The 24,291-nt window shown below is 59.8% G+C and carries 20 protein-coding genes; 9 read left to right on the top strand and 11 right to left on the bottom strand.

Annotated features, from left to right (window positions below; genetic code table 11):
- Positions 1-8: 8 nt before the first annotated feature.
- Positions 9-1,637: an amidohydrolase gene (locus FCL40_RS03565; RefSeq protein WP_136851458.1), complete on the bottom strand. Its 1,629-nt coding sequence runs from the start codon at positions 1,635-1,637 to the stop codon at positions 9-11.
- Positions 1,638-1,847: 210 nt separating this feature from the next.
- Here FCL40_RS03565 and FCL40_RS03570 point away from each other — a divergent pair, with 210 nt between their 5' ends.
- Complete coding sequence (locus FCL40_RS03570; protein ID WP_136851460.1) at positions 1,848-3,611, top strand: putative bifunctional diguanylate cyclase/phosphodiesterase; 1,764 nt, start codon at positions 1,848-1,850, stop codon at positions 3,609-3,611.
- Here FCL40_RS03570 and FCL40_RS03575 read toward each other — a convergent pair.
- Positions 3,599-4,483, bottom strand: coding sequence for a LysR family transcriptional regulator (locus tag FCL40_RS03575; protein ID WP_136851462.1), 885 nt, complete (start codon positions 4,481-4,483; stop codon positions 3,599-3,601). The two genes, FCL40_RS03570 and FCL40_RS03575, sit on opposite strands and share 13 nt — an antisense overlap.
- 114 nt (positions 4,484-4,597) lie before the next feature.
- Here FCL40_RS03575 and FCL40_RS03580 point away from each other — a divergent pair, with 114 nt between their 5' ends.
- Positions 4,598-5,095, top strand: coding sequence for a lactoylglutathione lyase family protein (locus FCL40_RS03580; protein WP_136851464.1), 498 nt, complete (start codon positions 4,598-4,600; stop codon positions 5,093-5,095).
- A 112-nt stretch (positions 5,096-5,207) separates the two neighbouring features.
- Here FCL40_RS03580 and cls read toward each other — a convergent pair whose 3' ends face one another.
- From cls to FCL40_RS03595, 3 genes are all read right to left on the bottom strand, one after another.
- Positions 5,208-6,671, bottom strand: coding sequence for a cardiolipin synthase (gene cls / locus FCL40_RS03585; RefSeq protein WP_136851466.1), 1,464 nt, complete (start codon positions 6,669-6,671; stop codon positions 5,208-5,210).
- Between the two features lie 86 nt (positions 6,672-6,757).
- Entirely contained in the window at positions 6,758-7,609 is an 852-nt protein-coding gene (locus FCL40_RS03590) for an endonuclease/exonuclease/phosphatase family protein (protein ID WP_136851468.1), read from the bottom strand.
- Between the two features lie 63 nt (positions 7,610-7,672).
- The gene (locus FCL40_RS03595) at positions 7,673-8,521 is read right to left on the bottom strand and encodes a helix-turn-helix domain-containing protein (protein ID WP_169306991.1); all 849 of its coding nucleotides are present in this window, start codon (positions 8,519-8,521) and stop codon (positions 7,673-7,675) included.
- A gap of 136 nt (positions 8,522-8,657) precedes the next feature.
- Between FCL40_RS03595 and FCL40_RS03600 the strand changes: the two genes are divergently transcribed.
- From FCL40_RS03600 to FCL40_RS03610, 3 genes are all read left to right on the top strand, one after another.
- A complete protein-coding gene (locus FCL40_RS03600; protein ID WP_136851472.1) occupies positions 8,658-10,646 on the top strand; it encodes an SDR family oxidoreductase in 1,989 nt (662 codons plus the stop codon).
- 130 nt (positions 10,647-10,776) lie between these two features.
- Complete coding sequence (locus FCL40_RS03605) at positions 10,777-11,901, top strand: M14 family metallopeptidase (RefSeq protein ID WP_136851474.1); 1,125 nt, start codon at positions 10,777-10,779, stop codon at positions 11,899-11,901.
- 191 nt (positions 11,902-12,092) lie between these two features.
- Complete coding sequence (locus FCL40_RS03610; protein WP_136851476.1) at positions 12,093-13,178, top strand: glycerol dehydrogenase; 1,086 nt, start codon at positions 12,093-12,095, stop codon at positions 13,176-13,178.
- On the opposite strand, the gene FCL40_RS03615 is transcribed toward FCL40_RS03610, so the two are convergent.
- On the bottom strand, positions 13,179-14,054 hold the full coding sequence (locus tag FCL40_RS03615) for a zinc metalloprotease HtpX (protein WP_136851478.1): 876 nt from the start codon (positions 14,052-14,054) through the stop codon (positions 13,179-13,181).
- Positions 14,055-14,271: 217 nt separating this feature from the next.
- On the opposite strand from FCL40_RS03615, the gene FCL40_RS03620 reads away from it, so the two are divergent.
- Together FCL40_RS03620 and FCL40_RS03625 are read left to right on the top strand one after the other, a co-directional pair.
- Positions 14,272-15,357, top strand: a complete 1,086-nt coding sequence (locus tag FCL40_RS03620; RefSeq protein ID WP_136851480.1) for a hypothetical protein — start codon at positions 14,272-14,274, stop codon at positions 15,355-15,357.
- Positions 15,358-15,359: 2 nt separating this feature from the next.
- Positions 15,360-15,587: a DUF350 domain-containing protein gene (locus FCL40_RS03625; protein WP_136851482.1), complete on the top strand. Its 228-nt coding sequence runs from the start codon at positions 15,360-15,362 to the stop codon at positions 15,585-15,587.
- A gap of 729 nt (positions 15,588-16,316) precedes the next feature.
- Here FCL40_RS03625 and FCL40_RS03630 read toward each other — a convergent pair.
- The 3 genes from FCL40_RS03630 to FCL40_RS03640 form a co-directional block, all read right to left on the bottom strand.
- Positions 16,317-17,474, bottom strand: a complete 1,158-nt coding sequence (locus FCL40_RS03630) for a GGDEF domain-containing protein (protein ID WP_136851484.1) — start codon at positions 17,472-17,474, stop codon at positions 16,317-16,319.
- Positions 17,475-17,873: 399 nt separating this feature from the next.
- Positions 17,874-18,641, bottom strand: a complete 768-nt coding sequence (locus FCL40_RS03635; protein WP_136851486.1) for a TraB/GumN family protein — start codon at positions 18,639-18,641, stop codon at positions 17,874-17,876.
- 182 nt (positions 18,642-18,823) lie between these two features.
- The gene (locus tag FCL40_RS03640; RefSeq protein ID WP_136851488.1) at positions 18,824-19,549 is read right to left on the bottom strand and encodes an AraC family transcriptional regulator; all 726 of its coding nucleotides are present in this window, start codon (positions 19,547-19,549) and stop codon (positions 18,824-18,826) included.
- Between the two features lie 435 nt (positions 19,550-19,984).
- Between FCL40_RS03640 and FCL40_RS03645 the strand changes: the two genes are divergently transcribed.
- Together FCL40_RS03645 and FCL40_RS03650 are read left to right on the top strand one after the other, a co-directional pair.
- Positions 19,985-20,878 (top strand): DUF5692 family protein, encoded by an 894-nt coding sequence (locus tag FCL40_RS03645; RefSeq protein ID WP_136851490.1) that lies wholly within the window; start codon positions 19,985-19,987, stop codon positions 20,876-20,878.
- 9 nt (positions 20,879-20,887) lie between these two features.
- Positions 20,888-22,108, top strand: coding sequence for a DUF5692 family protein (locus tag FCL40_RS03650; RefSeq protein ID WP_136851492.1), 1,221 nt, complete (start codon positions 20,888-20,890; stop codon positions 22,106-22,108).
- 96 nt (positions 22,109-22,204) lie between these two features.
- On the opposite strand, the gene FCL40_RS03655 is transcribed toward FCL40_RS03650, so the two are convergent.
- On the bottom strand, positions 22,205-22,801 hold the full coding sequence (locus FCL40_RS03655; protein WP_136851494.1) for a DUF5610 domain-containing protein: 597 nt from the start codon (positions 22,799-22,801) through the stop codon (positions 22,205-22,207).
- Positions 22,802-22,893: 92 nt separating this feature from the next.
- Positions 22,894-24,186, bottom strand: coding sequence for a MipA/OmpV family protein (locus FCL40_RS03660; RefSeq protein WP_229360264.1), 1,293 nt, complete (start codon positions 24,184-24,186; stop codon positions 22,894-22,896).
- Positions 24,187-24,291 lie beyond the last annotated feature (105 nt).

Consider the following 24,291-nt stretch of genomic DNA (forward strand, 5'->3'; position numbering starts at 1 on the left):
GTGAACCGTCAGCGGGCAAACTCCTCGGCAATGAAGACTGGCTCGCCCTCCAGGTAGGTGGCCAGCACCCGGGTTTGCCAGATCTCGTGCACCGGCACCCTGAAGTAGTCTCTGTCCACTAGGACGAAGTCGGCGGCCTTGCCAGGCTCCAGAGAGCCCAGCTTCTCCTCCTGGAAGGCGGCGTAGGCGGCGCCCAGGGTGAAGGCGTGCAGCGCCTCCTCTCGGCTCAGCGCCTGGGCCGGGTACCACCCCTTGGCGGGCTGGCCCTGGTGGTCCTGGCGGGCGATGGCGGCGTACAGCCCCCAGAAGGGGTTGGCGGATTCGATGGGGAAATCGGAACCGCCGGCCAGGGGGATGCCGGCGTCGAGGACGGTGCGCCAGGCGTAAGCGCCGTGGATCCGCTCCGGCCCCAGGCGATCCTCCGCCATATTCATGTCCGAGGTGGCGTGGGTGGGCTGCATGGACGCGATGATCCCCGCAGAGCGAATGGCGCTGAAATCCTCGGCGGCCACCACCTGCAGATGCTCGATGCGGTTGCGTTGCTGCGGTTTACCGTACTGGGCGATCGCCTTGAGCACCTCCCGATTGCCCCGGTCGCCAATGGCGTGAACGTTGACCTGAAAACCGCGGTCGATGACCGTTTTGATCCGCTGCTTCAGTTCGGCCACCGGGTGGATCAGCAGGCCGCGATGGCCCTTCCTGTCACTGTAGTCATCCAGCAGGGCCGCGCCCCGGCTGCCGAGGGCGCCGTCGGCATAGAGCTTGACCGAACGGGCCACCAGGTGGTCTCCCATGTAGGGGGCTGCGACCCGGTTGAGGGTCTCCACGTCAGAGAGCATGGCGTAGATGCGCAGGGGCAGGGCGTCCTGGCCATCCCGTTGCTGATACAGGGCCAGGGTGTCGAAGTCGACGCCGGCATCGTGGACCCCGGTGAGCCCCAGGCTGGCAAGTTGCGCCAGGGCGCGATCCAGTGCCACCCGTTGTTCCTCTCGGCTTCGTCCGGGGATCTTTGCCTCAACCAGTGACATGGCATTGTCCACCAAGATGCCGTCGGCCTCCCCCGCGGCGGTGCGGCCTATCTGCCCCCCCTCCGGGGCGTCGGTGTCCGCGTCGATGCCCGCCAGTTCCAGGGCCAGGCTGTTGGCCCAGCCGGCGTGGCCGTCCACCCGTCGCAGCCACACCGGACGATCGGCCACCACCGTGTCCAGGTCCGAGGCGCTGGGAAAGGCCCGATCCGGCCACAGCTCCTGGTTCCAGCCGCGACCCCGTATCCATTTAGCCTGGGGGGTGGCCTCGGCGTAGGCCTTGATCCTTGCCAGGGCCTGCGCCTTGCTGGTGATGCCGCTGAGATTGAGATCCGCTTGCAGATAGCCCTGGCCCATGACGTGGCCGTGCGCATCGGTCAACCCCGGCAGCAGGGTTCGCCCCCGGCCATCGACCCGGCGGTCGGCATCGATGCCGGAGAACGCCCCGGCCGCGCCGGTGGCGACCACCCGCCCATCTTTTACCTGCAGTGCGCCGAACTTGTGTATCCCCCCATCGGTCAGGGTGTATCCGTTGACATTATCCACCACCAGGGTATCGGCGGCCGAGGTGCAGGCGAAGGCCAGGCTGAGGGAGAGGAACAGGGCACGCATGGGAAATCCTTTTTAACTTATGGCGTTATCTTGTTTTTTAGCTGAGGGACACCCTATCAGCCCCAGGGAAGCCTGTGCAACGCTTTAACCGTGTTCCGGGGACACCGGAATTGAACACGGAGGTGGGAAATTTACTCTAATACATGAAAAATGGGCAATAATTGGCCATAGTGGGGGCAGGGAGTGAGCACCAGCAGGGATGAGGGTGGCATGAGCATGACTGAACAGCAGACTCTAATTGAGCGCGTGCGGGGGAGTGGGCGCAGCAGCGATAGGTTGCAGCGGTACCTGGGGGTGATCCAGGATCTGTTTGCCAACTCCACCGACATGATCTGGGTGACCCATGGCGACCGCTTCATCTGGAGCAATGCCGAGGCGGCCAGGCAGCTTGGGTTTGATTCGCCGCAGCAACTGGTCGGCCTGACCCCCGCCGACATCTCACCGGAACGCCAGCCCGACGGGGCCCTCTCGTCGGTTCGTGCCCTGAAGGAGATCAACTGCGCCCACACTCACGGCCAAAACAGGTTTGAGTGGTGCCACAGCGATCGGCGCGGTGGGATCATTCCCTGCGAGATCATCATCACCGCCATCCCCGTGGTGAATGACGTGGTTATGCTGGCCGTCGGCCGCAACCTGAGGATGGTGAAGGAGGTGGAGCGCCGCCTCGAACTCTCCCAGCGGCTTGACCCCCTGACCGGCCTGCCCAACCGCCGAGCCCTGATGGACGAGATAGAGGCCCAAGTGGCCGACAGTGGTGAGATCAGCCTGGTGTGCATCGGCCTGGATCAGTTTAACCGGGTCAACGAGGAGTTTGGCTTTCGCAGCGGCGACAAGGTGCTCAACCTGGTGTCGCAGCGACTGGCCAAATGCCTGGATAAGCGGGGGATGCTGGCCCGCTTCCACGGGGATACCTTTATGGTGCTGTTGACCCACTGCACGGTCAGCGAAGCGGTCGACCGGGCCGGGGGGCTGCTTGAGCAACTGCGCCGCCCCTTCTCCCTGGGCGGGGTGAGCCTGGGGCTGCAGTGCAGCCTGGGCCTGTCGCTGCTGTGTGAGGCCAAGGACAGCAAAACCCTGTTGCAGCATGCCGAAGCCGCCATGTTTCAGGCCAAGCGCAGCGGCGGCAACCGACTCTGCTGTTACAGCACCCGGTTGGCTGAACAGCAGGCGATGGAGCGTAACCTGGTGAATGAGATCCGCGAGGCGCTGGAGCGACAGGAGTTCTTTCTGATGTACCAGCCGGTGTTTCACCTGGACTCCGGGGTGATCACCGGAGCCGAAGCCCTGCTGCGCTGGCGCCACCCGATGCGCGGCATACTGTCACCGGATGACTTTGTCGATCAGGCGGAGCGCAACGGCCAGATTGTGGAGATTGGCCGTCAGGTGCTGGAGATGGCCTGTCGCCAGATGAAGTTGTGGCTGGACAGGGGATTACCGGTCAGCCAGATGAGCGTTAACATCTCAGTCAGCCAGATAGAGAGCGGCGATCTGGTGGAGCACCTGCTGGCGACTTTGAAGCGGCATCAGGTTCCGCCCGAGATGCTCGAGATCGAGGTGACCGAGTCGATGCTGGCTCACCAGGGTGAGCCGATGGCGGCGCAACTCTGGAAACTGCGTCAGGCCGGCGTGGCCGTCGCCATCGATGATTTCGGCACCGGCTACTCCTCCTTTGGTCGTCTCAAGTCCCTGCCGGTGGACAGGGTGAAGATAGACCGCAGCTTCGTCCGTGAACTGGAGAACGACGAGCGAAACGCCTCCATCATTCAGGCGATCATCGCCCTGGCCCACAACCTGGAGATGGTGGTCACCGCCGAGGGGATCGAGACCGACTATCAGTACCAGTTCCTGCTCAGCCACCGTTGTGAGTGTGGCCAGGGGTTCCTGATCAGCGCACCGGTGACGCCGGTGCGCTTTGAAGACCTGGTGCGTCACCACTGGAAATGCTTGCGTCGTACCATCAATCAGACAAGCTGAGGATTCAGCAGAGGTTTGATGGTGTCGATGACATGGCGCACCCGGGTGGGGTGCGGCTGGTGACGCCGGTAGACCAGGTAGATGGGCTCAGACACGGGGTTGGCCAGTGAGTGCACCGCTACCCTGTCCGGTTCGCCGAACGCCTCCACGGCGTATTTCGGCAGCACGGTGAAGCACAGCCCCCTGGCCACCGGGACCAGCAACATGCCAATGTGGTTGCAGAACCCGCGCCTGGGGAGCTGAGTCAACTGCTGAAACTCACTAAAGTTGGCTCCCAGCAGCAGGCTGATGTGGTGCTCGCCGTCCGGATGAGCCTGGTAGCCCAACCTCATCAGGCTGTCCCAGCAGGGCGTCTGCACCGACCCCGGGGTCACCAGGTAGAGCGGCTCCTCACCGAAGGGCCGGTAGGCCAGCTCCGGTTCATTGCCCATCCGGGTTATCAGCCCCAGATCCAGGTTGCGGCTGAGCAGCTCCCGCTCCACCCCTTCGTTGGGGGCGAAGGTGTAGTCGAGGGTGAGCTCGGGGTGCGCCTGCTGCAGCGCCAGAAGCTCCGGGTAGAGCTTCAGTCCCAGGCTGCCCGGGGAGGCAAAACGGATGGCCCCGGCAAAGGGGTTGTCCGTGGCCAGCTGCTGCTCCAGCAGGGACAGATCCGCCAGGGTACGCTGGGCTTGCCGATAGACCTCGCGGCCGGCCTGGGTCAGCTGAAAGCGCTTGCCCTCCCGTTGCAGCAGCGGCTGGCCAAAGTGGTCCTCCAGCTTGCGCACATGCTGGCTGACGCCGGGCTGGGTCATCGCCAGTTTGTCGGCGGTACGGGTAAAGTGGCCGGTCTCGACCAGGGTGACGTAGGTCTGCAACCAGATCAGGTTGAGCATGCAGGGCGCCTCAATCATTATCTAGTGTTATCATAAGAATCATAAACCATAATTTCAATCGCAGGACCGGTTTGCCTATCCTGTTCCGCACAGTCACTGAACAGGAGAGCCATCATGACTCAGCAATTTCCCCGCACCTTCTCCCACATCGGTATTTCAGTCCCGGATCTGGAGGCGGCGGTCAAGTTCTACACCGAGGTGATGGGCTGGTACCTCATCATGGCGCCAGCCGAGGTCAGCGAAGACGACAGTGCCATCGGCATCATGTGCAACGATGTCTTCGGACCGGGGTGGGGCAGCTTCAAAATTGCCCACCTGGCCACCGGCGACAAGATTGGCATTGAGCTGTTTGAGTTCCCCAATGCCACCGATCCGGAGAACAATTTCGAGTACTGGAAAACCGGCGTCTTCCACTTTTCGGTGCAGGACCCGGATCTGGAGGGACTGGTGGAGAAGATCCTGGCTGCGGGCGGCAAGCAGCGGATGCCGGTGCGCTACTACTACCCAGGTGAGAAGCCCTACCGCATGGTGTACATGGAGGATCCTTTCGGCAATATCCTGGAGATCTACAGCCACAGCTACGAGCTGACCTACTCCTCCGGCGCCTACTGACGCCGCCTGAGTTCTCCAGATCGCTCAGGCGAGAAAGCATCAGACAGAAGGGCCCCAAGGGGCCCTGTGTCGTTTGGGAGGGGGCGTGCGGCTGGCACCCGGTCGGCGCTCGTTACAGCAGCGGGGCAAAGGTATAGAAAAACTGTTCCACCAGTTTCTTCCACAGTGGCCGGTTGGCCCAGTGCACGTCATCGAGCCGATGGCTCTGAGCCAGGTATCGCTGCAGCAGTTGCTCCAGCTTGTGGCAAAGCTCGGGGTCATCCACCGCCAGGGATACCTCCGAGTTGAGCAGCAGACTGCGAATATCCAGGTTAACCGTGCCGATAATGCAGTGATCTCCGTCGATAAGCATCGACTTGGTGTGCAGCAGGCCGCCATTGAAGCGGTAGATGCCAACGCCCGCCCGCAGCAGCTCCGAGAAGAAGGCGCGGCTGGCCCACTCCACCATGAAGGAGTCATTCTTGTCGGGGATGATAAGCTTCACCTCTACGCCACTCTGTGCGGCGGTGCGCAGGGCATCCAGCAGCTGTTCGCTGGGTACGAAGTAGGGGGAGGTGAGTATGATGCTCTTCCTGGCGTGGTAGATGGAGAGCAGCAGCACCTGCTGGATCAGGTTTTCTGGCAGCCCTTGTCCCGACGGAATCACCTGTACCGAGTGACCGGCGTGCTCATGGTTCGGACGCGCCTGCAGTCGGTGGGGATCGATCTCCAGTAGGATGCGGCTGCCGGTTTCATACTCCCAGTCCCAGGCCTGCAGCGCTTGCAGGGAGAGCACCGAAGGGCCGGTAATCCGGATCATGATGTCGACCCATTGGCCGATGCCGGCGGATTGCTTGAAGTAGCGGCTGTCCACCAGGTTCATCGAACCGGTGTAGGCGATCTGCTGGTCGATCACCACAATCTTGCGGTGCTGGCGCAGATCCATCCGTCTCAGGAACATCCTCAGAGGGTTCACACCGAGCGCCTTGACGATCTCGATGCCGGCGGACTCCATCTTGTAGGCCCACAGGCTGTTGAAGAAGTCGCGGCTGCCGGCCCCGTCGAGCAGCACCCGCACCTGAACGCCCCGTTGGCGGGCCTCGATCAGGGCGTTGGCCACTTCGTTGGCGAGACCGCCCGGGTGCCAGATGTAGAACTCCATCTGCACCGACTCCCTGGCGTCACGGATATCCTGGGTGATGCGGCGCAGGATCTCCTGGCAGTTCTCGATCAGTTCCAGATCGTTGCCCATCAGGGCCGGGATCCCCAGGCGCCGCAGGCTCAATTCGTGCAAGGGGCGAGCATGCTGTCCCATGGTCTTGCCCATCTCAGCGGCGTGAAGCAGGCTGCGGTACCATTGCTCGAAGGGGATGGTCATGGCACCGATCCGGCGCTTGCGCTCACGGCCGATGTTCAACTCACCAAACAGCAGGTAGACGATCACCCCGAACAGGGGAATGATGAAGATCAGCAGCAGCCACGCCAGGGAAACGCCGAAGGGGCGCCGCTTGAGCACAATGCGCAGCGACACACCGGCGACCACGATCCAGTATCCGGCGAGAAGGGCGAGGGTGGCAAACTGGTAAAACTGGCTCACATCGTTGGTTAAGTGGCGGTTATGTGAAGCAAATATACACCGAATCGCCTTGGTTGCCAGAGCTTTGTGCCAGTTTTATTGCAAGGTCAACCGCAACTTGGGCTGTACTCGAACTCCACCATCAGCGGAGTGTGATCCGAACTGGTGAATTCACTCAGTACCTGGCTGCTGCCCGGCACCGGCGTCAGCTGGCAGCTGTAGAGGATGTGGTCCAGGGGCTGGCCGAGGAACTGCTTGATCTCTTCCCGGTCCTGGTCACTGAACGCCACTTTGGACAGGCCCTGGCGCCTGGCCAGGGCGGACAGCAGAGTCTGCCGCTGAGAGGACCAGGTGTTGAAGTCGCCGGCAAAGATCACCGGCCCCTGGTGGTTGGCGATCTGCGCCTCCAGCCGGTCCAACTGCTGACGGTAATCGCTGTTGGTGACGAAGTTGATGCCGTGGATGTTCACCAGCATCAGGCTCTGCTTATCGCCCAGGGCCACCTGGGTCAGCAGGGTGGCCTTGGGAGTGTGGGTGATGGGCTCCGCCGGGGTGGTCAGTTTCAGCCGGGCACTGAGGATCGGCGTGGAGGTGAGGCTCATCACGCCGGACTGGCCGCCACCGGACTGTTGCAGGTTGGCACCGAAAGCGTAGTGGTAGGGCGCCATCTCCGGGGCGTCCTCCGGGTGGACATTGGCCTCCTGCAGGGTCAGCAGATCCGGGGTGTAGGCCTGCTGCATCTCGGCAAACTCCCGCTGCCAGCCGGGCTCGCCCAGCTGCTTGTGGACATTCCAGGAGATCAGCGAGAAGCGCTGGGGCAGCGGAGCCGGATCGTCCGTTGCCGCAGTCGCGGCGGGCATAACCCAGGCCTGGGTGGTCGCCGGCGGTGCGGAGGGGCAGCCGCTCAGGCCCAGTGCAAGCAGGCCGGCACTGGTCAGTGATAAAGCGGTGCGAGTCACCCTGAACCCCCTCCATACGCGAATGCGACAAAGGGGTAATGATCGCCTGAGGCGAGGATTTGGTCAATAGGGCAGCAGTGGATGGTCGCAATCGCACCTGTCCACCAGCTGTTGCCACTTGGGATCGCAGTGGTGCTCCTTGGGGAAGATGGCGTGGATCATCAGCTTGGGTTCGGAGACAAAACTGGTGGCGCCGACAGTGTGGAACACGTGCATCCACTGCTCCACGCCGCGGCCGGGGAAATCTGTGGTGGTGACGAATCCGGTAACGTTCATCTGCTTGGAGCCGCGCTGGCGCCAGTCCCTGGGCACCGAGCGCTCCTCCAGCACTCTCTGCAGCAGCTGGCTGGCCCAGGGGTCCTGGTACATCAGTACATCCTGCTGCAGGGTCATCAGCAGGGCACAGACCGTGTCCTCCCAGCCGATGAGGTAGGGCTTGAATCCCTGCTCGGTGAAGATCAGATCCACCATGTTGAAGCTCTCCTTCGCTGCCGTGACCGGGGCGAATCGGCGGACCAGGGTCAGCATGCCCCGGTTGATCATCCGCGCGCTGCCGTACTGGTCAATGATCATCGCCGGAAAGGGCTCGAAACCGCGCAGGGTGGCGATCAGCGATTGGTGTAGCCAGTGGTGTTCGTGGGAGTCGGGTTTGAGGGTGAAGCTGGTGGGGGCGTAACCGGCGGAGGCGAGCAGGTTGTTGGTTTCGCGGACATTGAGTTCGAGGAGCTCGGCGATCTTTTCCACCAGCTCCTGGCCGGGCAGGGATTTGCCCGTCTCCAGGAAGCTGATGTGCCTCAGGGAAGAGCCCACCTTGAGCGCCAGTCCCTCCTGGCTCAGGCCACGAGTCTTTCGCCAAAATTTCAGCAGTCTGCCAAAAGCGCCCTTGGGCATCGTCAGTCCCGCGTCGTGCATCATCAATCCCTTTTATTCATTGATGCAAAAACCATCACATTTACTAGGGCCAATATTACCTCGGAGGTAATAGATAGACTACTAACATACCGCCATTATTAAGAAAGTCATTGTCTACGGATGGAGAAGGGCGGTTATGAGTTACTTTGTTACTGGCGGTACAGGTTTTATCGGGAAATACATTCTGGCCAACCTGGCAAGGCGCGAGGGTGAGATCTTCATCCTGGTGCGGGAGGGCACGGAGGACAAGTTTAAAGAGAACTGCGAGCTGTTGAATCTTGACCCCAGCAGGTTCACGATCATCATGGGCGAACTGGCCGAGCCGATGCTCGGAGTCAGCGATGTCGACAAGGAGAAGATCCACGGTAAGGTCACCGAGTTCATTCACTGCGCGGCGATGTACGACATTACCGCATCGGCCCAGTTAAACCATGACATTAACGTGGGCGGCACTAGAGAAGCCCTGGCCCTGGCCAAGTTTGCCGGCGCCAAGTGTTTCAACCACCTCAGTTCCATCGCCGTTGCCGGCTTCTATCCCGGGGTGTTCAACGAGCAGATGTTCGAACAGGGCGTCGGCCTGGAAGCGAACCCCTACCTCAAGACCAAGTACGACTCCGAGGCGCTGGTTCGCGAGCAGGAGGAGATGGCCTACCGCATCTTCCGCCCCGCCATGGTGATCGGTCACTCCAAGACCGGGGAGATCGACAAGATCGACGGCCCCTACTACCTGTTCAAGACTCTGCAGAAGCTGCGCAACATCCTGCCCAGCTGGATCCCCGCCATCGGCATCAAGGGGGGCGAATTCAACATGGTGCCGGTGGACTACGTGGCCAATGCCATCGATCACATCGTCAGTCAGGAGCAGACCCAGGGTCAGTGCTTCCACCTGGTGGACACCCCCGGGGTGAAGATGATCGAGGCGCTGGATGTGTTCTCCCAGGCGGCCCACGGTTCCCGCCTCTCCGCCGGCATCAGCCCCGGCCTGTTGGACTTCATTCCGGCGCCGATGCGCGGCGCCCTGCTGAGCCTGCCGACGGTGCGTCACCTGATAGATCAGACCCTGGCGGGATTGAAGGTGCCGAAAGAGGCGCTGAAATTACTGGATCTGAAGACCCAGTTTGATGACACCAACACCCGCCGCGCCCTGGCCGGAACCGACATCGCCGTGCCGCCATTGCGTGACTACGCCGGTGTGGTATGGGACTACTGGGAGCGCAACCTGGATCCCAGCCGCATGGGCAGCCGTACCCTGGAGCAGCATATCGATGGCAAGGTGGCGGTGGTCACCGGTGCCAGCTCCGGCATCGGCCGCGCCCTGGCCATTCGCCTGGCCAGCGCCGGGGCCAAGGTGATGCTGGTGGCCCGGGGCATGGAGGAGCTCAAGGCGGTGGAGCAGGAGATCCTGGCGGAGGGGGGCGAAGCCTACAGCTACCACTGCGACCTCAATGATCTGGAGCTGTGCGATCAGGTGATCGACCGCATCCATCAAGACCATGGCGCCATCGATCTGCTGGTGAACAACGCCGGCCGCTCCATCCGCCGTTCGCTGAAGCTCACCTATGATCGCTTCCACGATTTCGAGCGCACCATGCAGCTCAACTACTTCTCGCCGGTGCGCCTGACTATGCGCGCCCTGCCCAAGATGGTGGAGGCGGGCGGTGCCCACGTCATTAACATCTCCACCATCGCGGTGCTCGGCGGCAGCGCCCCGCGTTTCTCCGCCTACGTGGCCTCCAAGGCGGCGCTGGACGCCTGGTCCAAGTCCGCCGGCGCCGAGTACCGGGAGCACAACGTCGCCTTCACCAGTGTGCACATGCCGTTGGTGCGCACACCGATGATCGAGGCCTCGCCCATGTACAAGTTCGCCCCCACCCTGAGCCCCGATGAGGCGGTGGCGATGATCGAGGAGGCGATCCTGGAGCAGCATGTGGAGGTGAACACCGCCATCGGCAGTGCCATGCGCGCCGCCAACATCCTGGCGCCCAAGCTGTATGAGCTGCTGATGTCCACCACCTACAAGATGTTCCCGGACACCGCCGCGGCCCAGGGGCTGCCGGAGGAGGAGGTGAAACCCACTCCCGAGCAGGTGGCGCTGGCGGCGCTGATGTCGGGTAACTATCTGTAGCCCAAAAGCCACACTGTTCCATTGAATTGACACCCGGTCGTCCCTGGCGGTCGGGTGTCTTGCTGTTGGTGCTCCACATCCTGTGTTAGTCTCTGCGACATTCCAGTAAGACCCACACAGGGACAGTTTAATGAAGATCTTCAGCAACTTTGAAAGTGGCGCCATCAACGTGGTCAAGGCGGAGTCCATCGACGACATCCAGCTGACCATCCCCAACGACAACCAGTCCGAGTTCTACCAGTGGTTCCATTTCCGCCTGGAATCCCTGGTGGGTGAGCAGCACAGCATCAAGCTGCTGAACCTGGCCAAGTCCGCCTATCCGGAAGGGTGGGACAACTACCGGGTGGCCGCCTCCTACGACCGTGAGGAGTGGTTCCGCATCCCGGCCGAGTTCGACGGCGACACCCTGACCTTCAAGGTGACCCCTGAGCACAACTCCATCTACTTTGCCTACTTCGCTCCCTACAGCTATGGCCGTCACCAGGATCTGATCCACCACGCCCAGTTGCACCCCGAGTGCACCCTGGAGACTCTGGGTCACACCCTGGACGGCAACGACATGAGCCTGCTGACCATCGGCACCCCGGAGCCCGGCAAGAAGATCGTCTGGGTCATCGGCCGTCAGCATCCTGGCGAAACCATGGCCGAGTGGTTTATCGAAGGCCTGCTCACCCGGCTGCTGGATGACGAAGACAGCGTCGGTCGCACCCTGTTGGGCAACAGCGTGTTCTACGTGGTGCCCAACATGAACCCGGACGGGGCCATCCATGGCCACCTGCGCACCAACGCCATCGGCGTCAACCTCAACCGCGAGTGGGCCGAGCCCTCCATGGCGCGCAGCCCGGAGGTGTTCCTGGTGCGGCAGAAGATGCTCCAGACCGGTGTGGACCTGTTCCTGGACATCCACGGCGACGAAGCGATCCCCTACAACTTCGTCGCAGGCAGCGAGGGTACCCCCTCCTACAGCGAGGAGCGCCAGGCCCTGGAAGACGCCTTCAAGTCGGCGCTGATGGCGATCACCCCCGAGTTCCAGGATGAGTACGGCTATGACAAGGACAAGCCCGGCGAAGCCAACCTGACCGTGGCCTCCAACTGGGTGGCGGAGCAGTTCGACTGCCTCTCCTACACCGTTGAGATGCCCTTCAAGGACCACGACTTCGCCCCGGACGAGGACTATGGCTGGTCGCCCCAGCGCAGCCACCAGTTCGGCCGCGATACCCTGGCGGCGGTGAGTGCGGTAATGGGTCTGGTGTAGTTCCCCTCGAGTCATGGCAACCGATGAGGCCACCTCTTGGGGTGGCCTTTTCTATTTCAGCGCCGGCTGGGGATGACACCCTGGCGAAAAATAATTCTGCAGCTGGCTCACGAACAGCGGCTTTGACCGTTGTTAAGATCCCCCGACAATACAAATGTCTTACGCATCAAAGAAGTTTTGGGGAGATCGAGATGGAGAACATCATTCTGTCGCCGGGTAAGTATGTTCAGGGGAGCGGCGCCATCCGCCGCATCGCCAGCCACGCCCGGGGACGCGCCCTGGTGGTGGCGGACGAGTTGGTGGTGGGGCTGATCCGCGAGGCGGTGCAGGCCAGCTTCGACGACCGCACCCTTAAGGTGGCGTTTGAGCCGTTCGGTGGAGAGTGCTGCAAGGGGGAGATTGAGCGGTTGCAGCAGCGGGTGGCACAAAGTGGCTGCGAGGTCATCATCGGCGCCGGTGGCGGCAAGGCGCTGGATACCGCCAAGGCGGTGGCCCACTTTACTCACCTGCCGGTGGTGATGGTACCCACCATCGCCTCCAGCGACGCCCCCTGCAGCGCCCTGTCGGTGATCTACACCGACAAAGGGGTGTTCGACGAGTATCTGCTGTTGCCGAAAAACCCCGACGTGGTGCTGGTGGACACCGACATCATCTCCCGGGCGCCGACCCGGCTGCTGGTGGCGGGCATGGGCGATGCCCTGGCCACCTATTTCGAGGCCCGCGCCGCCGCCCAGGGGCAGGCCCTGAACCTGGCCGGAGGCGTGCCCACCAACACCGCCCTGGCCCTGGCCCAACTCTGCTATCAGACCCTCATCCGCCAGGGGCCCATGGCCCTGGCGGCGGCGGAAGCCAAGGTGACCACCCCGGCGTTGGAGAACATCGTCGAGGCCAACACCTATCTGAGTGGAGTGGGCTTTGAGAGCGGCGGCTTGGCGGCGGCCCACGCCATCCACAATGGCCTGACCCTGTTGGAGGAGTGCCATCACCTCTACCACGGTGAGAAGGTGGCGTTCGGTACCCTGGTGCAACTGGTGCTGGAGAACGCCCCTCGGGAGGAGATCGTCGAAGTGCTCAGCTTCTGCAATGCGGTGGGGCTGCCTGTCCACTTGTGGCAGCTGGGGATCAGAGAGCTGGACATGGCTAAGCTCAGGAGGGTGGCGGAGCAAGCCTGCGCCGTGGGGGAGACCATCCACAACATGCCGTTCCAAGTGACTCCGGACAAGGTGCTGGCGGCGATCCTGGCCGCCGACCGGCTGGGACGCCGTGGGGTCAGCTGATCACCAGTAGCCCGGGTTTTGAAACGGGGAGGGGGCAGCCTTGAGTGCCATCAGCCGCTCCACCCGCTCCGAGGTGGACGGGTGCGAACGCAGCCAGGCGAGGGGATCCCCCTGTCCGGCAGGCATCAGCATCCCGCGCCACAGAGGCACCTGGTCCCGGGAGAGGTTGAGCAGCGCCGAGGCCAGGGGTTCGGGTGCGCCCAGCAGGCTGGCCGCCCGACGGTCCGCGTCGAATTCCCTCACCCTGGACAGCGCCAGCTGTAACAGGGCACACAGGTGAGGAGTCACCATCAGCAGCAGCAAGGCGGTGATGGAGACCGAGGCCAGGCCGAACAGCATCAGTGGTAACATCAGCAGTGCGCCGAGCCAGGCCAGGCTGGCCAGCATCCGGCACAGCCCGGTGATCATCGCCGCCATCCTCAGCAGGAACGCATCGCTGTGGGCCAGGTGCGCCACCTCATGGGCCAGCACCCCGGCGATCTCGGCGGCGCCGAGCCGACGAAGCAGGCCTTCGGACACCACGATCACCCCGTCACTTTGGCTGCCCATGGCAAAGGCGTTGGCGGTCAGCGACGGTGACCAGTAGAGCCGGGGCGCGGCCTTGAGCTCGGCCCGGCGCGCCAACTCCGCCACCGCCTGTTGCAGGCCTGGGGCGCCCGTCATGGGGACAACCCGCATCATTCGCAGTTGCCACTGGGTGGGAAGGGTCGGCAGCAGCACCGAGACGATGATCAGCATAAACAGCACCAGCCACTCGGTGCCCTCGCCCAGCAGCAGGTGACCGCTGAGCATCAGCAGCAGCGCCATGGCGCCGAGCAGCAGCAGGGTATGGGCGCCGTTCCTCAGGCGGGAACGCAAGTGCAGTCGTGGATCCATCTGGCCTCCTTTTCCATCCCATAGTTAGGTTATGCGGGCAGCGGCCGAGAATATCAAGTGACCTGGCCGATGGCGCCAGAATGAACTCCTGGGTAAGTAAATGCAGAATGCCTATTGAAATCAGTGTTTTTAATATGGTTAAGTGAGCCACCTGTGCGTCTTCCCTGCGAGCCGGGGCGCCCTTGAACCCCAGGACAGAAGAGAGAATCGAGAGACAATGTTTCGAGCGTTATGGTTGCTGATCTGCCTGGTGTTGATTGCCAAGGTGGTGTTCAGTGACCTGAACCGGGGCGCAGAACCTGAACCTCCTGCAGATCCCAGGCTGGCCCAGATCATTGAGCTTGTCGAGCAGGAGAGGGCGGACGCTGCCTATGAGGCGATCGCCGGGTTGCTGCCTGAGATCACCACCGCAGAGGTGAAACAGTACCTCTACAAGTTGAGGGCGAAGATCGAAGTTGACCGCCGTCACTACCACTATGCCGCCGCCTCGCTGACCCTGGCTCAGCAGGCCGGCGATCACTCCATGGTTACCGCGGATCGCATCGACCAGCTCAAGGGGTGGATCGGCAAGATGCAGCAGGAACGGGCCCTGGACGATGGGTACCGCGATGCCAGGAACAATGGCATCGCCGGTGAACTCAAGGGGCAGGTGACCATCCTCTACCTTTATCTCAACGACAACCGCTGGAGTAAGTGGTCGGGGAGGGAGCGCCAGCAAAATCGCCAGTACCTGCAGCAGGTGACCGGCTGGTATCAGCGCCGTGCCCAGGAGTATGGCCTGGCCAAGCCAAGCTTCGACACCCGCTTCTTCTTCCTGACCGCCCCCAAGGGAATCACCAAGGAGTGGTTGCGCTCCAAGCGCTTCTTCAGTGATGCCCAGCAGTTGATCGCCCGGCAATTGGGTTACGGTTCCATGAAGGAGTTTGTCGACACCAAGGCCCCTTCCGGCGAGGTGGCACTGGTGTTCCACTCCAACGGGGAGGCCCGCTCCTTCGCGCTCTCCTGTCGCAACAAGCAGACGGCGCCGCAGTGCCACTACGAGTACGCCATGCTCACCGAGAAGGTGAGCCCCGGCGCACGTCACACCTTTATTCCCCAGGTGCAGGCCCACGAAATGTTGCACCTGTTTGGTGCTGCCGACCTGTATCGTATCCGCAATGCCCGCGACTATGCGGTGACCGACATCATGAACTATTACAGCGACACCCTGGGCCACGCTACCATCGACCCCATTACCGCCTGGTCCATTGGCTGGGCGCAGGTCCCGGACGCCCCCTTCGAGATTGAAAACAAGGAGAAATGAGTATGGAGATCACCTCCGTTGAGCAAAACGCCGTGTTTATGTTCCTCAACCTGAGCTACGCGGTGATCAGCCTGTTTGTCAGCGTCATCGCCCTGGTGATCATCGACAAGTTCGTCTTCCGCCGCATCGACTTCATCGAGGAGATCAAGAGGGGCAACCTGGCGGTGGCCATCTTCCAGTCCACCATCCTGCTGTTTGTCGGCTTCGTGGTCTCCTCGGCCATGAGTTGACCGGCCAAGCAGGGAGTTAAGGACCACAGCACTAAAGCACTACGAATCGGGCACACAACTCGATGTGCCTAGGGTGAGCACTTCTGTGTGGGGGAGGGTAGTTCCCGCCACAGATGATACGTCGGGACCATGGAGAGGGCCCCTGAGGGCTGCGCACGCCACAGACCGGTCATTGGCGTCCCCCGGAAAACGGGTCAACTTCACAGGGAATAAAGCACACTTCGGCTTTCAGGCTCATCTGCCCTAGAAACTGCATCAGGGAGAAAAGGTGTTGTGCAGTTGATCCTAAAGATTGACCATGCATTCGGGCAGGGTGCTAGCCAGTCCAATCTGGGCTGTTTTCATTGTTGCAATACTCACTGCTTGAGAGCTTCGATGAAGGCCTGTTCAGGGTGACAGGGGTCAACCAGCGGTTTCCTTGTGAAAAGCAGAGTGCTGGGGGAGGCAGATTAGGTGACTTGAAGATCACCAAGGTCTCATCGATATCCTCGTGCAACTGGGACAGGTGAAGCAGTCCGTTTCCGGAGCAGCATTTTTGCAGCACCTTATCGCAGATGACGATCTGACTGGTTAACTCGCAGGCGCATCCACTGAGCTTGCACAGCAGCAATTAAATATCGATCATGGCCATTCCCTTGAAATGAAACCACGATCATTATTAGATGTCGGTTACTTTCTTGTTGATTTAACAGGACCCATGTGAAAGGTGCCATCGCAAATAGAAACAAATCATGAATAAACCTCGTGACGATTTCTTCCGTTTTTCTTCGCCTTGTAAAGAGCGATGTCAGCTTGATTAATAACAGACTGCAAGCTAGAGTTTTCTGCAAATGTGGCCACGCCAAGACTGATTGAGATCTCTACCTGTTTACCGTTCAGGTCTACCTTTTCATTATAAACGGACTCCACTAATCTTGCCGCAATTTTAGTGGCTTTATCTCGGGTTAGGTCTGGCAATATCACAACAAACTCTTCACCACCCCAGCGACCAACGGCATCACATTCACGTACATTTCTCTTTATTACATCTGTGATGTGCACCAAACCGATGTCGCCGTTGACATGCCCATAGCTGTCATTGAATCTCTTAAAATTATCCACATCAATTAAGAATAAATGCAGCGATTTTTTACCACTCTCATGGTTGCATAGTTGAGCGTGAGCAATACCTTCAATTCTTCGTCTATTATATACTTTTGTAAGAGGGTCTATGGTTGCAAGCTGTTCAACTTCAAAATAGAGCCTGCTGTTAATCATGAGCTGAAGTGAGAACGTCAAAAAAATAACGCAAACCATGCTGAGTGTAACAAGAACGTTTTCGGCAGTTTGTATGTTAAAATATTCAACACTCTTTGTGTCACTTAGGCTGTAAAGGATTCTGAGTGCTATCACGACCAAAAACAGTATAACGGCTCGCCCAAAAATCGATGCTTGTTTTCTACTTCGTCTGCTTGCCTTGATAAATATTAGGTGGGCGACATGAGAATAGACTGCGAACATCACGGCATTAAAGAAAATGATTCTAGCGTAGATTGGGAATTGGTTTTTCACCAAAAAGGAGTATGCAAAAGGAAAGGTTGCTAGAGCCATATAATAGATTCGGCGCTCTAAGTTTAGATCCAAGTACTTGGCCATGCCAAAAACCAGGAAAACCCCACTTGCGAACATCAAGGTGTTAGAGGCAACTGTTGAAATAAGGGGCGGGGAAACTTGATGAAGAGCAGCAACATTTAACCCTGCTGAAAAACTTAGAGACCAACCCAAGAGATGTATTAACCCTTGAAATTTATGCTTGTTGTGAACATACACGACTATTAGCATTGCGGAACACGCATAACTAATTAGCACATAGACAGTAACAATGGTTCTCATGTCAAGTGAGTGCATAACAACTCTCTATTTTAAGTCCTTTAGCCCCTTAGTGTTTTATAGGGCCATTTCGCACTTATTATAGCTAGTATTAATGGCATCGTGTTGGAATTTTTTTGATTCTCGCGCTTGAGGTGTTTAAGTCCGCAAATGGCGACAATTTGAGTGTTTAAATCCATGTCCTGACGCCAAAATCAGACAAAGTCCCTGGCGAAAGTCGAGGCATGTGGCTGCTCTGCATTTAAGTCGGATTCGTGAGCTATAGAGGTTGGCAAATAGGGGTTTGCCGTACAATTTTTCCAGCTATTAGAATAGCCTGAAGGTGTCTAATCAATCGTGGGCAGCCCATCCTATCCAACCGGGTGTCCAGGGAAGCAAAGGGCTATTCAGGACACCCCAATGACCAAAATTGGCACCTTAGCGAACCCTCGGTAGCGATGGACTTACCCGGCCAATATTCAAGTGCCAATGGTAACCACTAGCCTCAGATGCGGAAATTAAGATCCCGTCTTTTGTCAGCTTCCGCTCCTTGACGGGATAAACCTTAGGGCCTTGCTCTTGATGGTTATAAACACTGCCACCACTTGGAAGCAGATTGATGCTCAGCGGATCGGCTCCCCACTCCTTAAGGTGGGCTCCCATGTTGGTGGTACCCTCAGAGCAACTTGTGTCGTGGGTTACCTTGGTGTGCCAGTTGCCGCCATAGACAATTAGTCTTGAGTCATGATGCAGATAGGGCTTGAGTTTATTTGCCATTCTCAATGCTTTTGGAGAGCCGTGATCATCGGACATCACTAAAGTGAGGCATCTCTGTCTGAGTGGTAATAATGTTTGTAACAGATCAAATATAGCCTCGCTGGTTTTCCCTGTATGCAGTTGTTGCCACTGAAAACTAGTAGCCATGTTTTGGGCAAGTTGATCTTTATTCCCATTAACGTCGGTCTGCACTGCCAGTAGCTCGATGGCTAATATAGTCGGCCTCTGCTTTAACTGGTTGCAGACGATATGTTCGACCCATTTAGGAGCTTGCACACTTCCGTGGATTTCTCCCAGCAGCAGTGGTCGGTTATTGCCAATTATTGCTGCTAATTCGGCGGGCAGAGGCTCACAGGCCCAAGACTTGACTGATAGAATAACGAGTACACCCAATACCCAGAGACGTATAAGAGAAGTTCCTTTTCCCAAAAAGAGCAGTCTATTGAGTTAACAGTGGTGATGCTGTGATGATAATCACTTTGATGCCTTGCACTCCCTACTCTCTACCGGAGAGCAAACGATAACCCGGAGACCGCATCTGGTGCCTAATGACCGTCATTGGCGCCATAGCGGACAAAGAAAGGCCGCCTGATAAGGCGGCCGTGGGGTGTTTACTGCAGTGGCAGGTAGATATCCGTCAGGAGATCGCACTCATCCACCTGGTGGATGAAATTCAGGTAGTGAAAATAGCAGGGGAAGTCCCGGGGTTGCTCGCCACTGCCCGGCAGCCAGTCGCGATAGAGGGCGTTGAGGGTGTCACCGAGTGTGTCGCTTTGGCTGATCGGTGACAGGCCGGTGGATTTGCGCCAGGCGATGAATCTGCCGGCGGTGTCGAAGACCCGCCTAGGGTCTCCTTGATGCTCGATGTAGGCCACCTCTGTGGTGGCTACCTGTTTGATCTCTACCTTCATGAGGTCATTTCCCTGTCTGGGTTGGGCATGTTGGAATCTGGCGTGCCACGCAGACCAGTCCGGCTGGGCTCTGAACTGGGAAGGCGTCTGATCAAAGGTTCGTTTGAAGGTACGGCTGAACCCCTCCGGGGTGTTAAATCCGGCCTCCAGGGCGATGTCGATGATCTTCAGTTCGTTCTCGAAGGCCAGGCGGTAGGAGGCTCGCTTTAAGCGGCTGAGCTGGACATAGCGGGCCAGCCCGATGCCGGTAAAAGCGGAGAAGATCCTGTGAAAGCGAAACTTGGAGCAGCCGGCTACGTTGCAGAGGCGGTCGAGATCCAGCGCTTCATCCAGGTTGTGCTGGACGTAGTTGCATACCCTGCTGACGCGCTGTTGGTGACCTGGGTCGGCCTGTGTCGGTTTCACGGTTGCTGCCAGGTTGGCCATTGGAGTTCCTTCATTATTCAGAGTCCGGGGCAGTGTGCCAGTGCCCTGGCCGGGGTTCTTGACCGAAATTGCGGAATGACTCAGCCATGGAGGGGGGCGACTGCCCTGGTTCCATCCGTAGTCCAGGCTTGGTGGCCAAGGTAACGTTGCCCAGTTAGCAACAAATCTTGATCTGCTTCACAACATCCTGATTGGGTTGTGTTATTTTTAGGGCAGAAAATAGAGTATATACTCTATTTTCTTTCTTTTGGTTTTCAGCCAGATAGACAGGAGGCTGCGTGGCGAGGGGCATCGGTGGTGGGTATTGCCGAGGCCGTGACCCCGCGACCGCCAATGGGGATGACTCGGGGGGATACGGGTTTAACGGACTGAAAACAGACGGGAAATGCCGTGCCAGCGCCGCTGGTTCACTCTGTTTGGTTAAAGGAGAAGGGTATGGAACCCTCAAATCTGACACTGGTCGTCTCCATTATTGTCTACGCCGCCGTTACCTATGCGCTGACCGAAGTGTTTCGGCGCCATCGTTACCTGGGGTTTGCCTTCATTGTTGGCTCCCTGTGTACTTTCCCCCTCTGGGCCGAGAACCGGGACACCTGGTTCGAGTGGGCCAAGATCGTCAGCGTGCTGGTGCCCATGGTGGTGGTCAGCCTGATGCGCATCGCTGTCTACGAGAAGAAGCAGGGCCCCTTCTGGGCGATCTTCAAGAAACCCTGGACCCTGTGGTTCCTGTTTTTCATTCTCGCCCTGAACATTACCGAAGCCTCCATTCACGACTGGCAGCTGGGGAACCCGTGGAACGCCCTGTCCGGCTTCTGCCTGGTGCTGACCATCCCCTTCGTCGGCAAGTTCTGGCGGGTGGAGGACAAGACCTGCGGTGACCTGATCGTGGATTTCCCCCTCGGCTGGTGCTTCCTCTACACCACCTGGAACGCCGCCTTCCTGTTTGGCTGCATTCCCGACGAGTTTGCCGGTGGCCTGGCGATCCTCATCGCCTGCGAGCTCTACTCGGTGTTTGGCCGTCATGACCTTTACATCATGGGCCGTATCTACACCCTGGCCATCTTCGTGGTGCAGTTGGGTCTGACCGACGTCTTCCCCTTCATGGACTCCTCTGCCTGGGCCAACCCCGAGCTGGCCACCTGGTGGGGCATCGCCAACCTGGTGCTGAGCGTGGCCTATGTCTTCTGGTACAACTGGCAGATGTACACCGGTGGCTGCGACATCAAGTTCCGCCATCCCGCCTCGGCGCCTCAAGGGGTGTTTACCGACAGGGAGCGCCAGGAATCCATCGGTGGCTTCTGGTCCCATCTCTACTTTCACCGCGCCTGAGGAGGGGGTATGACACCATTGAATCGCTGGGCCGTCTGGCGGGCCGCAGTGGCGCTGGCCTGGTTGTTGGCGGGCACGGCCCTGGCCGCCCAGTTGCCGGAGCAGGGCACCCGTGACAACTACGATCTCGGCACCTACCAGATCCTGCTGGAGGGGGTGCCGGGTACCGGAGGGTTGAGCTACCACATCGTGTTCAACCGCGGCGGCTCGGTCTACATCGAGAAGAAGTTCAACGGCGAAAACCTGGCGGAAACCCACTCCTGGACCCGGGAGGGCGACCAGCTGCGCATCCTGCCGGTGCAGGGCGGGGTGATCAACGATTTCGACCAGGCGACCCTGTCGGTGCTCGACCAGGACAACATCGCCGTCAGCCTCAATGTGCCCGGTGAATCCCTCAAGCTGATGGAGAAGGACACCGAGTTTACCCTCTACCGCTGGTACGAGTTTCAGGCCAAGGCCCACATCCTGCTGACGCTGATCTTCCTGGTGGCGCTCAACGAGCTGTTTAGGCTGGTGAAGTGGAGCGGCTTTGCCTTCTTCGTCGGCCTGTCGCTTCTGCTGACGGTGTTCGTCTGGCCCTACCAGGGGGTGGCTTACTGGTTTAAGTGGGCTAAGATCTACTCGGTGGTGTCGGCGTCGGTGTTCTTCCTGCTGATGCGCTTTACCCCGCTGCACAAGTACACCTTCGCCAAGCTGTTCTGCGTGGGCTTCCTGGCGCTGAACATCGCCGAAGCGGTGGCCCAGGACTTCACCATGGGCTTTACTCCGAACCTGCTCAACGGGGTGGCCGGAGTGCTCTCCATCCTCACCTGCTACTACGGCTGGAAGGGGATCAAGGCCGATGACTCGCCGCAGAAGGATATGGTATGGCCGAAGATGACCGCCCTGTGGATCATCGCCTACGACGTGTGGAACTTCGTCTACGTCTACCTGAACTTCCCCGCCTCCGCCTCGGCGCAGCTGATGGTGATCGTGGCGGCCACCATCCCGGCGCTGTTTATCAAGGAGGGCACCTGGCTGCAGGCCCGGGCCTACACCCTGGCGGCCTGGTTCATGTTCTACTTCACCTTCACCGAGTTCTACGAGCGCAACCTGTGGATCTTCCCCAGGACCGATGTGCTGACCTACTCGCTGGCGCTGCTGAGCCTGGTGCTCAATATCGCCTGTGTGGTTCAGCTGTGGGAGTTCCGTAAACAGCGACTGGCCCGGCAACAGCCCGCTGCGGCTTGATGTTGCTTTGACCAAGAAAAAGGCCGCCTGAATGGGCGGCCTTTGTCGTGCTAATTGGAGCGGACAGAACCAAGTGCCCATCCCATAGCGGGCCCACTAGCCCTCGGCGCTGTCACCGGCGGCATCGTCCTGATAGAAGCCGTCGCGAAAGGCCTGCAGCCCCTCATGCACCAGGCCCTGGGTCAGATCCACGTTGGTGGCGATGTCGCCGTCCAACACCTGCAGCCCGTCCAGAATCCCCCTTGCCTCGTCGATCCCCCTGTCGACGGCGTCGCCAATGACACTCATAAACCCATCGAGCTGCTCGTCGAAGGAGAGGCTGGCGTTCTGCCCCCGGTAGGTCTCAAAGAACTGGGTGGCAAAGTCGACGATGCGATCGGCGGTGGCCTGGGGCGAGTAATCGATCCCTTGCTCCAGCCCTCTCTGGGTGGCGTTATCTCCCAGGGTGGGCGCCAGGTGCTCATCGATGGCTTCCACCGCCGCCCGATAGAGCAGGGCCAGGGAGTCCTGTCCGGCGCTGAGGCTGACCTGCTCCATGGCGGCGGCCACATTGGCGTTGGCCATTGCCTTGGCGCTCTGGGCGGGGCTGTGACTCCGGGCCACCTCGGACACCGCCTGGCCGTGATTGCCGCCGTCGTTGGGCTTGTTTCTGGCGACCTGTGAGACCTCGGCCCCGTGATTGCGAATTTCCATCAGTAGTGTGCCTCAGCAAAAATGCTTCTGTTGACCCCGTTATCGGCCAAATTCCGTACCGCTTTAGTGCTGAGCCACAATCACCCGCTGGGTCAGAAGTGCCACTGCAGGTAGAGGGTGTTGTAGTTGCTGCCTCCCTTTATGCGGCCGAAGGCAGAGGAGGTCTCGAAGATGGAGCTGCGGTGGTGGATGCTCCAGCCAAACCACACCCGTTCCAGCGCCGCGCTCTGGAACAGGTCTCCTAGGTTGAGATCGAGAGAAAAATCCAAGTAGTTCATTAGCTTGGATGGGCGGTATCCCTTCTCCTCCAACTCGGTACGCTCGATGTAGGTGGGGCGGCTGATGTAGGAGAGCCCCTCGGCCACACCGATGCGCCAGCGCAGCGGCCAGTTGAGGGTGTAGTAGGCCTTGATCGCCAGCACCCCTTCGTAGCTGGGCTTCTGCACCTGGGAGCTGTGGTGGTAGACCACCCCCGGGGTGAAGTAGAGGTCGATGGGCTGGTCAAACAGGGTGTCGGTCAGCGGGATGCCGTAAAACAGCGAGCTTAGCCGGTTGTTGTAGGGATCCTTCTCCCAGTCGAAATTAAGGATCTCCCCCAGGTTGGAGGGGGTACCCCAGCCGTGGGCCAGCCTCAGGTAGTGGCCCTTGAGCGGCTCCCGGGAAAAGTGCAGCCCCTGGCTGTCCGGGCTGGGGAAGAAGGCGATGCCGGCGTAGCTCTCCAGGGTGAAACGCTTGTCCAGGGTGGGCAGGTTCCCGGCGCCGTCACCCAGCATGGAGCCCTCCAGCTTACCGATAACGTAGAGGTTGCTGATCAGGTGCCAGGAGAGGGTGACTCCGGCACTGGCGCCAATGTCGGAACGACCGCCGCCGGTCTCCAGGGCGTGGTAGTGTTCCACGAACTCGCGGCTGCGCCAGTCCAGCTGCAGGGTTGGCTGAACCGTCAGGGATGGCCAGCGGTGGTCGAAGCCGTAGCGCAGGTGACCGTAGCTGCGACCGCGGCGGTCGCTGAGCAGCTCGGCGTCGATAAAGTGCCCGGGGCTCGGCATATAGCGGTAGCGGCCGCCCAGATCGAAGCTGTCCTCCTGGATGCTGTTCTGAAACTCTCGGGGGATGTCGAAGAAGCGGAAGCGGGTAAACAGGGTGGCCTGGTGCTCATCCTGCTGCCAGAGGTGATAGCCCCCTTCGAGCCCATGAAGGTAGAAGTCATCGCCGTGGACAAACATCAGCGGCAGGATGTCGGCCCCCTGGTCCACCTCGGTACGGTAGGGGATGTCGGCGTGGCGAACGCCGATGGCGATCCCCCAGTCCGGTTGGGGGCCGCTGCCGGGCACGGCCAGGACCAGGCCGCTGCTCATCAGGGCCAAAGCGCCCAATAGTTGTCTCATCATTGGCGGATTTCGAATCTAAACGGCTTTGATTAGACAGGATAAACCTTGTCGGCAAAAAAAATCTGGAAAAAAATTTGCTCCCCGAATCGGGCAGTGAGAGGC

It is taken from the genome of Ferrimonas sediminicola, assembly GCF_005116715.1.
Lineage (GTDB): Bacteria > Pseudomonadota > Gammaproteobacteria > Enterobacterales > Shewanellaceae > Ferrimonas > Ferrimonas sediminicola.